The 12,662-nt window shown below is 39.6% G+C and carries 10 protein-coding genes and 1 tRNA gene; 5 read left to right on the top strand and 6 right to left on the bottom strand.

Going from position 1 to position 12,662, the window contains the following annotated elements; genetic code table 11:
- Positions 1-78 precede the first annotated feature (78 nt).
- The 4 genes from ACYVBM_RS08465 to ACYVBM_RS08480 form a co-directional block, all read right to left on the bottom strand.
- A complete protein-coding gene (locus ACYVBM_RS08465; RefSeq protein WP_460685207.1) occupies positions 79-831 on the bottom strand; it encodes a porin family protein in 753 nt (250 codons plus the stop codon).
- Between the two features lie 112 nt (positions 832-943).
- On the bottom strand, positions 944-1,693 hold the full coding sequence (locus ACYVBM_RS08470) for a 3'-5' exonuclease (protein WP_460685208.1): 750 nt from the start codon (positions 1,691-1,693) through the stop codon (positions 944-946).
- A gap of 8 nt (positions 1,694-1,701) precedes the next feature.
- The gene (locus tag ACYVBM_RS08475; RefSeq protein ID WP_460685209.1) at positions 1,702-2,784 is read right to left on the bottom strand and encodes a mannose-1-phosphate guanylyltransferase; all 1,083 of its coding nucleotides are present in this window, start codon (positions 2,782-2,784) and stop codon (positions 1,702-1,704) included.
- A complete protein-coding gene (locus tag ACYVBM_RS08480; protein ID WP_460685210.1) occupies positions 2,784-3,782 on the bottom strand; it encodes a KpsF/GutQ family sugar-phosphate isomerase in 999 nt (332 codons plus the stop codon). The genes ACYVBM_RS08475 and ACYVBM_RS08480 overlap by 1 nt, the downstream gene beginning before the upstream one ends.
- Before the next feature lie 188 nt (positions 3,783-3,970).
- Between ACYVBM_RS08480 and recQ the strand changes: the two genes are divergently transcribed.
- Together recQ and ACYVBM_RS08490 are read left to right on the top strand one after the other, a co-directional pair.
- Positions 3,971-6,232, top strand: a complete 2,262-nt coding sequence (gene recQ, locus ACYVBM_RS08485) for a DNA helicase RecQ (protein WP_460685211.1) — start codon at positions 3,971-3,973, stop codon at positions 6,230-6,232.
- A gap of 77 nt (positions 6,233-6,309) precedes the next feature.
- Positions 6,310-6,382 (top strand) — tRNA-Phe (locus ACYVBM_RS08490).
- 177 nt (positions 6,383-6,559) lie between these two features.
- Here ACYVBM_RS08490 and ACYVBM_RS08495 read toward each other — a convergent pair.
- Positions 6,560-7,291 carry a DUF5683 domain-containing protein gene (locus ACYVBM_RS08495; protein WP_460685212.1) on the bottom strand — a complete coding sequence of 244 codons (732 nt, stop codon included), beginning with the start codon at positions 7,289-7,291 and terminating at the stop codon, positions 6,560-6,562.
- Between the two features lie 1,636 nt (positions 7,292-8,927).
- Here ACYVBM_RS08495 and ACYVBM_RS08500 point away from each other — a divergent pair.
- Together ACYVBM_RS08500 and ACYVBM_RS08505 are read left to right on the top strand one after the other, a co-directional pair.
- Positions 8,928-9,707: a MerR family transcriptional regulator gene (locus ACYVBM_RS08500; protein WP_460685213.1), complete on the top strand. Its 780-nt coding sequence runs from the start codon at positions 8,928-8,930 to the stop codon at positions 9,705-9,707.
- A gap of 70 nt (positions 9,708-9,777) precedes the next feature.
- The gene (locus ACYVBM_RS08505; protein WP_460685214.1) at positions 9,778-10,293 is read left to right on the top strand and encodes a thioredoxin family protein; all 516 of its coding nucleotides are present in this window, start codon (positions 9,778-9,780) and stop codon (positions 10,291-10,293) included.
- On the opposite strand, the gene ACYVBM_RS08510 is transcribed toward ACYVBM_RS08505, so the two are convergent.
- Complete coding sequence (locus tag ACYVBM_RS08510; RefSeq protein WP_460685215.1) at positions 10,286-11,386, bottom strand: mechanosensitive ion channel family protein; 1,101 nt, start codon at positions 11,384-11,386, stop codon at positions 10,286-10,288. The two genes, ACYVBM_RS08505 and ACYVBM_RS08510, sit on opposite strands and share 8 nt — an antisense overlap.
- A gap of 59 nt (positions 11,387-11,445) precedes the next feature.
- Here ACYVBM_RS08510 and ACYVBM_RS08515 point away from each other — a divergent pair, with 59 nt between their 5' ends.
- Positions 11,446-12,561 (top strand): helix-turn-helix domain-containing protein, encoded by a 1,116-nt coding sequence (locus ACYVBM_RS08515; RefSeq protein WP_460685216.1) that lies wholly within the window; start codon positions 11,446-11,448, stop codon positions 12,559-12,561.
- Positions 12,562-12,662 lie beyond the last annotated feature (101 nt).

The following is a 12,662-nucleotide window of genomic DNA, read 5'->3' on the forward strand; positions in this document are numbered from 1 at the left end:
GCCTGCAACAGGCACAATAAAAAAGCGGCTATTTGCCACTTTAAAAATGTTTAAATTTCTTCCGGCCTGCCCTTAGCCTTATAATCCTCCAAAGCTCAGGCCAACAGTAACAGGCTTTAACTGCGGACCCATACCGGTTTTTAACAGGCTAGTGAACTGATAGGTTCCAAAAAGGGTAAAGTGTCCCAACCCAATTCTTGCAGTACCAACAATACGCGTAGTATTAAAGTAGTTTTTACTCGATTCTTTTAAAAGATAATTAGGACTTGAAGTAGGCTCTGTAATACGGCTGCGCGTACCTCCTTTCAGCATAGTACCTACTTTTACGCCCAAAGCCATTTTAAAACTTTTATCACTTTGTTCCGGGTTGGCCACATAACGCAGCTCAACGGGCAACTCGGCATAAGTAGTCACAACCTTGCATTTTTTAATACCTACTGTTGATGTATCAAGGCCGTTAAATCTCAGCGTAGCCGTTTTGCCTTTTACATCAGCAAATTGACCATCAAGAAAAACATGATCAGAGCCGATCCCTAATCCTACCGCTGCACTCAGGTGTTGATTGGTTTTAAAGGGAAAGTCGAGCATAAAATAGGCATTAATACTTCTTGAAAAGCCTTTTGTCTGAATACTATCGGGAGCATCCAGCCAGCTGGTATATCCGAGCTGCAGTAAAAAATGATCGTTTGCCCTATTGGATAAGTTGTATTTTTTCTTTGGTTTCTTAACCGGTTCGCTTACTACAAGTGCCGGAGAAGAGGCAGTATCAACCTGTGCAAATAAGCTGCCTGCAATGAATAAAGCACATGCGGCGAATAAAAATTTCTTCATAAATAAATTTAGATTGCCGCAAATATATTTTTATTTCGGTTAAAAATAGGTTAATGAAGTAAGAGACAGCGAAATTTACAGCATAAAAGACTATCAATGTCTGTAAAAGGGGCTATGACCTCTTTATTTCTATCGCATTATTTCTCAGGCCATCCTCACCGGAAAACCGTAAAAAGATCTGTGTCAGCGTAATAACATCCTTTTGACAATAAGTAACAATGCGTTCCAGATTTCTTTCTTCATAATATACTTTACATACCATGCTGCCGTCAATATCATCCTTAGGTGTTGGAACGCCCAAACTATGTGCTAAAAGATTGAGCGATGTATAACTTTTATAATCGCCAAACTTCCATAACTCCATGGTGTCCAGGTGATTCACTTCCCAGGGTTTTTTGCCGGCGATATTAAGAAGCGCTGGTATGGGTAAATTATTAATAATTAACCTGCGGCAGATATACGGAAAATCGAACTCTTTCCCATTATGCGCACAAAGATATTTCTGGTCATTATTACCTGCTCGTCCGGGTGGCGGGCTCCACTTGATGAGCATATCGCAAAAAGCCCGGAGTATTTGCTTTTCATCATCACCGGAAAACGATTTCAGCGTGAGCTTCCGGTTATTTTCTATGCCCTGGATCACGCCACAACTGATGCAGATTATTTTTCCGAATTCAGCATAAATACCCGCTCTTTCGTAAAGCGTTTCAGCTGTTTCCCCCTCCCGGCTTTTTAAAAGTATACCGGCTTTGGACTCCCATAAACCTTTCCAGTCTTCGGATAACAAATGAAAGCCCGGATGCTGCGGCACTGTTTCTATATCAAGAAACAAAATGTTGGGTATAGGATAGCTGCTTAGCATAGATGATTTTACAGGTATTTATCGCCCTTGGTTCGTTTTATTTCAGATACATAATCCTTTATTTCCTGCTCTTTTTCTTTTTTGCAGATCATCAGCACATCATCCGTATCTACAATAATATAATCTTCCAGTCCCTGAACAAGCACCAGCTTTTTATCGGGAGTGTGGATCATACAGTTATGTGAATCAAATACCATTACATTGTTTCCCACAACAGCGTTTCCAAAATAGTCTTTTTCCATATTAGCCTGGGCGCTGTTCCATGTTCCCAGGTCGCTCCATGAAAAAGAGGCCGGTATCGTATAAACGTTACTGGCTTTTTCCATGATGCCAAAATCAATGGAAATACTGGGACACTGGGAGTACACTTCCTCTATCATTTTTTGCTCTTCACTCGTGTTGAGCTTGTCTCTGTCTGTATAAAACAGTTCATATACCTCCGGTAAATGCTGTTCAAAAGCATGGAGGATGGTTTCACATTTCCATGTAAAGATACCGCTGTTCCATAAAAAATCCCCGCTTTCTATAAAAGCCTTTGCCAGCTCAAGATTAGGCTTTTCTGTAAATGTTTTTACCTTATAAATACCAGGCGCCGCTTCGGGCCCATCGTGCTGAATGTAGCCATAGCCGGTGTTGGGATGGGTAGGCATAACACCAATAGTGGTAAGGGCATTGATGTGCGACACAAAATCCAGCGCTTTTTTCATCACTCCCGCAAAGTTTTCTTCGTCCAGGATATGATTATCGGCCGGTGCAGCAATCATAACCGCATCGGGGTTTTGCTGATATATTTTAAAAGCAATATAAGCGATACAGGGCGCTGTATTTTTTCTGAACGGCTCTGTTACAATATTCTCTTTTGGAAGGGCGGGCAATTGTGTCTGTACAATATCGGTATAATCTTCTGAAGTAACCACAAAAATATTTTCTATCGGTACAATTTTCCTGTAACGTTCCAGTGTGGCCTGGATAAGGGTTTTCCCAATCCCCAATATATCCAAAAACTGTTTGGGAAAGCGAGTGCGGCTTTTGGGCCAAAACCTGCTGCCGATTCCACCCGCCATAATAGCTACATACTGATTCTTATCCATTATATTAAACCTTCTTTTAATAAGTCGTGAATATGTATAATTCCTGTATATTTCTCACCATTAGTAACAACCAGCTGGGTTATTGAATTTTTCCGCATCATATCAAGAGCAGTTATTGCCAGCTCCTCTTCCAAAATACTTTTTGGATACTGCGTCATAATATCTTTTGCCGCAATTTTTTCAATATCCGTATTTTTTTCGAGCATTCTTCTCAGGTCTCCGTCGGTTATAATGCCTATAAGTTTTTGCTGTTCATCCACTACAGCTGTAACCCCCAGCCTTTTTTTTGTTATTTCAACGATCACTTCTTTTAATGACTGATCGGGCAAAACCGCCGGTTTTTCATTATGTGTAAAAACATCGGCAACGCGTAAATACAGTTTTTTACCTAAAGTGCCGCCCGGATGAAACTTGGCAAAATCACCATCTTTAAATCCTTTTAGCTCCATAAGCGTTACTGCCAGGGCATCGCCCATTACCATTTGGGCGGTGGTGCTGGTTGTGGGTGCAAGGTTATTGGGGCAAGCTTCCTGCGCTACTGTCGTATCTAAAAATATATCGGCCTGCATGGCCAGCTGCGACTGGCTGTTTCCGCAAATAGCGACCAGCTTATTTCCAAAATTTTTAATTAACGGAATAAGCGCTTTTATCTCGGGGCTATTGCCACTTTTGCTCAGTACAATTACCACATCATTTTCCTGTACAATGCCTAAGTCTCCGTGAAGCGCATCGGCAGCGTGCATAAAAATGGACGGCGTGCCGGTAGAATTAAATGTAGCTGCGATCTTTTGAGCGATGATGGCACTTTTACCTATACCACTTAATACGATACGTCCCTTACAGTTTTGAAGCATTTCAATGGCGCTATCATAATGATCGTTCACTAACCGGCCAAGTCCTGAGATGGCAGCAGCTTCCATAGCAATCACTCTTTGGGCAATATTTTTAGGAGTCGGATCCATTTTGCTAAAAAGGCAAAAGTATTGGTTATGGTACAAACCAAAAAGCTTTTTGAATTATTATCGGCAGCCTTAAAAAGTCTGTTAAAACTTTAACCTTTTCTCCTTTTTGTGGTTTCTTAAGTTACGCTAACTTAGCATCCCCTTTTTGAAAGATTATTTTTTTTATTAAAATAACTGGTGTATCTTTTTACACTTGTTTTTTAAAATATTATGGAATTATTATAATGGCAGTTAAATCAGCAAAAGCGGCTCCAAAAAAAGCTAAAAAGGAGCCTGAGCAAAAATCTAAACCTGCAGTGAACCTGCAAAGCGAATTGCAGAAAAATTTTGGTTTTAAACAGTTTAAAGGAAAACAGGGAGCAATTATCGAGTCTTTACTGGAGGGTAACGACACTTTTGTAATAATGCCAACCGGCGGTGGGAAAAGCCTTTGTTATCAGCTACCGGCTGTTATTTCTAAAGGAGTGGCCATCATTGTTTCGCCTCTCATTGCTTTAATGAAAAACCAGGTAGACCTGGTCAGGGGGTATAACAGCAATGACGAGATAGCGCATTTCCTCAATTCAACCCTGAATAAAAAAGAAATAAAGGAAGTGCATGATGATCTGCTTTCGGGTAAAACCAAATTACTGTATGTAGCACCGGAAACCCTTACCAAGCAGGAAAATCTTTCTTTTTTCAGCGACCTGGATATCTCTTTTTTTGCAGTGGATGAGGCGCACTGCATCAGTGAATGGGGACACGATTTTCGTCCGGAGTACAGGCGCTTACGTGAAATGATGGACCAGATCAACTCCGGGATACCGGTGATAGCGCTAACCGCTACTGCTACCCCTAAGGTTCAAAGCGATATTGTAAAGAACCTCGATCTGCGTAATCCTAATATATTTATTTCTTCCTTTAACAGGGAAAACCTCTACTACGAGATCTTACCTAAAATAAAAAAGAGCCAGACCGATGAAAGTATTGTACGGTTTATTAAAGGAATGAAAAATAAAAGCGGTATCATTTATACGCTTAACAGGAAGACCACAGAAGAGCTGGCAAGCATACTGGTAGCCAATGGGATTAAAGCAGTTGCTTATCATGCCGGGCTGGATGCCAAGCTCAGATCAAGGCGCCAGGATGATTTTTTGAGCGAAGAAGTGCAGGTGATTGTGGCCACCATTGCTTTTGGAATGGGAATTGATAAGCCCGATATTCGGTTTGTGATTCATTACAACATTCCGAAATCTATTGAAAACTATTACCAGGAAACAGGCCGTGCCGGAAGAGATGGCCTTGAGGGAAAATGTATTTTATATTATTCGCACAAGGATGTCAGCAAACTGGAGCATTTAATGCGCGACAAGCCTTTGAGCGAGCGGGAGGTGGGTGCACAGCTGATAAACGAAACGGTAGCGTATGCTGAAAGCGGGGTCTGCAGGCGAAAGGTCATTCTGAGCTATTTTGGCGAACATTATTTAGAAGAGAATTGCGGAAACTGCGATAACTGTAAGCATCCGAAAGAAAAAATTGAAGCTAAATCTGAAGTGGTAACCGCTTTAAAAGCCCTGAAAGAGCTCGATGAAAAGTTTGCTACAGAATATCTGGTAAATATACTTACCGGAAAACCTACGCCCCAGGTAAAAATGTTCAGGCACGAAGGCCTGCCAAGCTTCGGTTCAGGGAAAAACAGGGATGCCCATTTCTGGAATTCGCTTATCCGCCAGATGATACTTGAAGGGCTGATAAGAAAGGATATAGAAGAATACGGCGTTTTAAAGCTGCATGATAAAGGGAACGATTTTATTAAAAAACCGAAATCGTTTACCATTGTGTTGAATAATAAGTTTGAAGAAGCTTTGGGCGATGATGATGAAGGGGCTGATAATACCGGCGACGGTGGAGCTACTGATGAGAAGCTTTTTGAAATGCTGAAAGAGCTCCGGCATAAAGAAGCAAAGAAAAAAGGCCTGCCTCCGTTTGTAATATTCCTGGAAAATTCGTTAATGGATATGGCAACATTGTATCCTACTACTATACAGGAGCTGGAAAAATGCCAGGGGGTAAGCAAGGGTAAAGCCATCCGCTACGGCAAACCTTTTGTTGAATTAATTGCAAGGTATGTTGAGGATAATAATATCGAAAAACCCGATGACTTTGTAATGAAAAGCGTGGTAAATAAGAGCGGTAATAAAGTATACATCATACAGCAAACCGATAAAAAGATCCCGATCGAAACCATTGCCAGGAATAAGGGATGGAAACTGGCCGAATTGCTGGAAGAAATGGAGACCATTGCGGCAAGCGGAACAAAGCTTAACCTTGGATATGCCATAGACGAGATGCTGGACGAAGAGGAACAGGATGAAATTATAGAATACTTTAAAAGTTGTGAAACCTCATCGCTCGATGTAGCGCAACAGGAACTGGCAGATTTTGATTTTAACTGGGAGCAGTTAAAAATAATGCGTATCAGGTTTTTGGCAGAATATGGGATGTAGCTTGAAGTGCTGATATTTTTTTTCAAATATTCATATTTGTTCTAAAAAACCACTATTTTTGCAGCCCGTTTACGGATGGTGCGGTAGCTCAGTCGGTAGAGCAAAGGACTGAAAATCCTTGTGTCGCCGGTTCGATCCCGGCCCACACCACATAGAAAATCAAGCAGTTACGAACAAAAATCGTAGCTGCTTTTTTCTTGGGTTGAGAACAAATAAGCATTCCTTTTCGCTATACCGAAAGCAATAACGCCCGGGATTTTGTTTTGAACGGAGCTTTTACTTTTATAAATGCTTTAAAAGCGTTCATGAAAGTTAAAAATTTTGTAATTAGGGCTTTAAAGAAATAACCAAACTTAAGCCAGCAGTTTGAGACATCATACTATATCCCGGTTTAACTTTAAAACTTAAATCCGGAGACACATCAAAGCCACTTAAATGTTCATCAACAGTCGCATCTACTACGTTTAATGCCCAGGCGATAATGAAGTATATTGCAGAATAGTCAACATACTTTCTTATGTCATCTCGCTCCTTTCTAATATAGTTTGCCTGAATACCTTGAGTACTTTCAAAATAGACCCTTCTTATTTGTTCGTCTAATTTTTTATACGCTATGCTTCCTATTGTATCTTTTCCTTTTAGAATATTGTCAGCTACTCTATAGGCATCTCTAAGCCTTATATACCATTGTACATTGCTAACAAAAACGACTCCTGTTCCACCCAGCGCTGCATAAACAATAGGAACTTTCCAAATTTTCATGTTGTAGGTTTGTCCGAGACCAGGTAGAAACACTGAGCGAATAGCTGCGGTACGAGGCTTTCGTAAACTTCGATTTTCTATTTTTAGTGTATCTATTTCAATATGGTCTGTTTTTTTTTCTGAGGATTTGGCAACAGAATCTTTTACATTTATTCGTTGCTGCTTATTGGCTGAATATAGGAGTTGTGATTGCACTACTGATATATTCAGTAACACTACAGACAGGAAAACTAAAGAAAGTTTCTTGGATAAGCTCTTATATAAGTAAATAAAAACCAGTTGCGATTTTAACAGCATTTTCGCCATTTTTAAATAATGGACAATAGGTTATTAAAAACGCAAACATAGGCCTTGCCACTGTATTGTTTAGTTATATTTTAGCTAAATTATTGGGTGGGCTTACATCAAAACGTAGCTATTGATTTTTCATCCTCATCCCAAATGAACGACGAGCAATAGGCGTGCTTAATTTTTTGCAGCAATTCTTTAAAGGGTTAAAAGAAAAAAGGTCCTTCCGTAGAAACGGACTGACCTCTAACGATTGCTTGCCATATGAAAAAACTTGAAAAATCTTTTTTTATCTCTCTTCCTCTTTTCTTTTTCCTCTGAAATAACCCCTTTGTGTTATTGTTACACAAACTTAATCACTATTTGTACAACTGTAAAGCCAACTTAAGCTTCAAAATGTTATTTTCAAAGAGGAAATTTTTTTTGAAACCCATTACTGTATTGTCTTCCGGTATATTTATCATGTGATACCCAAATAGAAAATTTCTTGTTTTTGTAATTGGAAAAGCGTATAAGAAGTAAATAAATGGCGTCATTAACATAATGACGCTGAATTAAACTACAACAATTACGGGGTATAAAAATTTCTTTTGTACCCGCCCCTCAATATTGTGTGAGCTGCCATATACCCGGCGTAGTTGAAATAATAGAAAACTGAGAATTAAAAAGCGTAAAAATGAAAAAGGTCCCTCCGTAGAAACGGACTGACCTCTAACGATTGCTTGCCATATGAAAAAAAAACTTATAATCTGTTTTTGCTAACTGCTGCTTCCTAATACAAAGATAAAATGGTTAAAAGTATAAGAATAATAACTTAATGTTAAATTTTTGGGCTCAATCATGAAAAAAGATAAACATTTTCGATTTTCAATTAGTGGCCTATTTAAATTATTGATCTGAAACAAGGGTTTTTTTAACCAGATCTTAATAAAATGCAAAAAAAATCAAAGAAAAAGTTAACTCCGTATGTAAAATAATTATACCTTAGCGTCCCATACGTCAAAAAAAGAAGATTGATGTATGGGAAAATATCATCTTAACGTAGCTGATATTTCAAAAAAGACCTCTAATTGATTGCCTCTAACGATTGCAAGCCGTGTGCTTTTTCAAATTGTTGATCCGGGTTTCTTCCCGGATTTTTTATTTTTCATACAGTCCCGTTCATTAAACAAAAAGGGTCCTTCCGTAGAAACGGACTGACCTCTAACGATTGCTTGCCATATGAAAAAAACTTAAAAATCTGTTTTATCCTCTTCTCTTCACTTTCTCCACACTAAAATAACCTTTTGCGTTATTGTTACACAAAGTTAACTATGAACTTTAATGATTTAAAACCAATTTCGTGCCATTAATCTCATTCTCAACCAACCTTTATCTGCTGAAAGGCTGTAGCGGTAAGGAGTGCGTAAAATATATTGCATTATATCCAACGTAAATAATAACGTATAAAACGGCCTTTTTAAACAGTAGGGCAATTATATTTTCCTTATCTGCAGTCCTAATTATGTCACAAAAAATATCAAGAGCAATAAATAAAATAACCTGCAGTTTATAGCGTTTTATAAAACAGGGGGAATTTAAAATGGGCGTGATTAACATTTCCTTGCAATTAAAAATTATCCTAATATCAGTAGATTTGTAATATATGTCTAAGACTACTTCACAAAATCAGGGCGCGTTCTCCTTTTTTGATGAAGTGGAGAAAGTAGATCCACTTCCTAAACCCAGAAAGCATATCTTAAAACCTCCTGCCCAGATAGAAGCAGATGCGGTAACAGAAAAGTCTGTAGAAGATACGCCCGCAGCAGCAACCGGCAATGGTCAAAAAGAGGAATTACATACCAGGGAAGAAAGAACAGAAATGGGTGAAGCATTTCAGGAGATAGTAGTAAAGCATCCCATGGCTAAAACACAGCCCCTTGAAGACCAGCCGTTTGCTGTGAAAGAGGTTGTTTTGGAAACTGAACAGCCGGATTTTTCCGATGCTATATCCATTGCAGGCCCGGCTGCTGAGGACCGGACCTTTGAACGCAAAAGCACCCGGGGCCGGAAGTCAGTAAAGGAGCATACTATTGCAGCAGGCATGATAGAAATGCCGGATGATGAAGTGTTGTTTTCCAAGCAGTACTACAGCATGGGAGAAGTAACCGCAATGTTCCGGGAAAATCACTCTCTTATCCGGTATTGGGAGAGCGAGTTTGATATTTTAAAGCCTAAGAAAAACGGAAAAGGCGACCGCTTTTTTCGTCCTATTGATGTAAAAAATCTCTATCTTATCTATGACCTGCTCCGTCGCCGCAAGTTTACCATAGAAGGTGCGCGCGAGTATCTGAAAAACAATAAAAAGGCCGAAGAAAAATTTGCTGCGGTGCAATCGCTCGAAAAAATAAAAACTTTTTTTTTAGAGCTAAAAGCCAGTCTGTGACCTTTAAGACCGGTATGATTAAATCCTGGAAAGTTTATATTTTCGCTGATTCATACAACATCCTGGTTTAATGAAACATGTATTTTCCATTTTGCTGACAACAATTTTACTGAACTATTGCTACGCACAACAGTTTGAAGTAACAAAAGACCGTACCGGCAAAAAGATGCTCAAAGGCTTTGTAACTGATAGTGTGATGAAAGCAGATACGACTGCGTTTGCCTGGTATGCTGATAATGAGCGAGTTTATGAACCGTCAGCCGATATTGTAAGGAGCTTTTCCGGTCAAAAGGACAGCGTCGCTTTTCTTATTTTTTTTGGTACCTGGTGCCCAGATTCGCATTATGTAGTTCCACGCTTTTACAAAATAGTGGAACAGGCGGGCTTAGATAAAAGTAGGGTGACCTTATTTGCTCTTGACCGTACAAAAAACGACGCAGCCCACCTGGCAGCCAATTTTAATATATTGCATGTGCCTACCATTATTGTTCTTAAAAATGGCAAAGAGCAGGGGCGCGTGATAGAATATGGCGCTACAGGGAAATTTGATGAAGAGCTTGCCGGTATTTTAAAGAGAACTAATTAGTTTCCGATGGGCTTTGGTTTACAATACTGATATTGGTAGCTTTTCCGGCTGCATCTACACCAAGCCGCTCCATCAGTTTCAGAATTTCCAGGTTAACAGTTTGCTTTACTTCATTATAACGCGCAATATTACGGGGTTCTGTATAGTAATCGCCTGTTATTACCAATGCACCGGGCATAATATCGTTAAAAAATACATTATAATTCTGGATCTCTGGTTGGGAAAGAATGGCTTTTACACCAGTTAAAAGCTCATTAACTTTAGCAGGTTCGGTATCTACACCAATCTCCAGCCTTAAATCGGCACGGCGCTGTGAACGGTTGCTCAGGTTGTCGAGCACACTGTCTACCATTTGCTTGTTAGGTACGGTGATATAAGTTTTAGCGTCTGTTCTGATGCGCGTGCTTCTGAGGCCGATTTTTTCAACCACACCGCTAAAGCTGTTAACCTTAACGGCATCGCCTGTTTCAAATGGTTTATCAAAAAATATGATGAAAGAGGCAATCAGGTTTTCCAGGCTTTCTTTTAGCGCCAGTGCCACCGCAGCACCTACAATGCTTAATCCGGTGACCAATCCTTTTATATCATAATTAAACGTGTATTTTAAAAGTACCATAACGCCCACCAGTCCAACCACTACCTTAATAAAGTCTTTAAAGAAAAACACCAGCTGATGATTGCCTGCATCGCCATTTTGCATATAACGGTCCTTTATCAGCATTACTACAAAATCCATAGCTTTTATCAGGAACGTAAAAAAGGTAATAGTCATGAGCGCGGTACCTGTCATTCTTAATAGCTCCTGTAACTTCAGGCGATAGATCGAAATATCGAGTATTTTCGGAAAATTAAGGCGGTCTAAGGCAATAACGGTTATCAGCACTGCTATAAATATACCTAATGGTTTTACAATAAGATGTATAAAAGAGGTATTATCAATGTTCCTGTAACGCTTTTTCAGCAATAAAAAAATAAGTGTTGCAACATATTGTGCAATCAGCCGCTTTAATAAAAAGCCTAAAAAAATAATGGCAGCTACTATTAAATAGCTCTGTATGGTATTATCTAAAACTACATGTTGCAAAAACTTCATATCTAGAGGTTATTAAGATAAAAGTACTGTGTATATTGCAAAAAAACGCATTCCAAAACATGCTCGCTTTAAATATCTGCCTGGCAGCAAATCTCATTATTTTATTCATCGCCTTTTTTTTCAGAAAAAACAATGCTTTGCCCAATAAAATACTGGCGCTTATTTTATTGGATACAGCCATTTCATTTTTGGGCAATGCCAGCATTACGGGAGGTTTCTTTGAGTATTTTCCCTACTTTTTTTTCCTGTCCTGGTGTACCAGTACTTTTTTCGGCCCCCTGGTTTTTGCCTATACCTGTTCATTCACAGGGTCCGCAATACGCCTGAAGCATCCTGTATGGCTGGTAGCTTTCCTGCTTGGTATATTCGGGTTTTCATTTCCGGTTACTTACCTGATACTGCCGGTGCAGGAACGCCAGGGGTTCGCAGCCTCGCTGCTGCAGGAACCGTTGCCCTGGCAAATGACGGTTATCAATATTGTTGGAATGCTGCTTATCCTGGCAAGTGTATTTGCTTCGGCTGTAAAAATCGCCCGGTACAAAAGGCGGATGATTGCAACAGTATCTAATCTTGAAAAAACCAAATTGTCTTTTATCACAAGGTTTATCGCTCTTGTAGGCATCCTTACCCTGGCTACATCTGTTTTGTACCTGATCTTGCCACAATACCTGGTAGAATACCTGTACCTTCCTTGCCTTATTACGCTTATTTATTTTTTTATTCTATACTACAGCTCCCGGCATCACGCTATTTTTACTACTGCAACCTATGAGCAGTTTTTGGAGGATACGCGCCCGGTTATAGAAGGGCCAGTTGAGAAACAGTACGCTGTTTCTCAAAGTGAGCTGGAGATATTGGCTGGGCGTATTGAGGATTTCCTGGTGCGTTCCGGCATCTATACCAATCCTGATTTTACTATCAACACGCTTGCGGATAGTATGTATGTTCCGGTAGAAAAAATTTCAGCAGCCATCAATAAGGTAATGAATAAAAATTTTTTTGAGCTGGTTAATGAAAAACGCATTGATAAGGCAAAACTGCTTTTAGACAATAAAATAAACCAGATCACCATCGAGGCAATTGCTTACGAATCCGGCTTTAACAGCCGGGCCTCGTTTTACCGGGCTTTTAAAAAATATACTTCTCTAACCCCTTCTGAGTATTTGAACCAATAGTCCTGAAACAACCTGTTTCAAAGGAGATTTATATATGAAGGCGGTTTGTTGCGACAAGTTTTCGCTTCATTGCGACAAACCGGGAGGTGAGTAAGCATCCT

The organism is Niabella aquatica (assembly GCF_054779315.1).

Excerpts from the sequence above, each read along its gene's own strand:
- ACYVBM_RS08465 (WP_460685207.1), bottom strand. The coding sequence starts at position 831 with ATGAAGAAATTTTTATTCGCCGCATGTGCTTTATTCATTGCAGGCAGC.
- ACYVBM_RS08470 (WP_460685208.1), bottom strand. The coding sequence starts at position 1,693 with ATGCTAAGCAGCTATCCTATACCCAACATTTTGTTTCTTGATATAGAA.
- ACYVBM_RS08475 (WP_460685209.1), bottom strand. The coding sequence starts at position 2,784 with ATGGATAAGAATCAGTATGTAGCTATTATGGCGGGTGGAATCGGCAGC.
- recQ (WP_460685211.1), top strand. The coding sequence starts at position 3,971 with ATGGCAGTTAAATCAGCAAAAGCGGCTCCAAAAAAAGCTAAAAAGGAG.
- ACYVBM_RS08495 (WP_460685212.1), bottom strand. The coding sequence starts at position 7,291 with ATGCTGTTAAAATCGCAACTGGTTTTTATTTACTTATATAAGAGCTTA.
- ACYVBM_RS08500 (WP_460685213.1), top strand. The coding sequence starts at position 8,928 with ATGTCTAAGACTACTTCACAAAATCAGGGCGCGTTCTCCTTTTTTGAT.
- ACYVBM_RS08505 (WP_460685214.1), top strand. The coding sequence starts at position 9,778 with ATGAAACATGTATTTTCCATTTTGCTGACAACAATTTTACTGAACTAT.
- ACYVBM_RS08510 (WP_460685215.1), bottom strand. The coding sequence starts at position 11,386 with ATGAAGTTTTTGCAACATGTAGTTTTAGATAATACCATACAGAGCTAT.
- ACYVBM_RS08515 (WP_460685216.1), top strand. The coding sequence starts at position 11,446 with ATGCTCGCTTTAAATATCTGCCTGGCAGCAAATCTCATTATTTTATTC.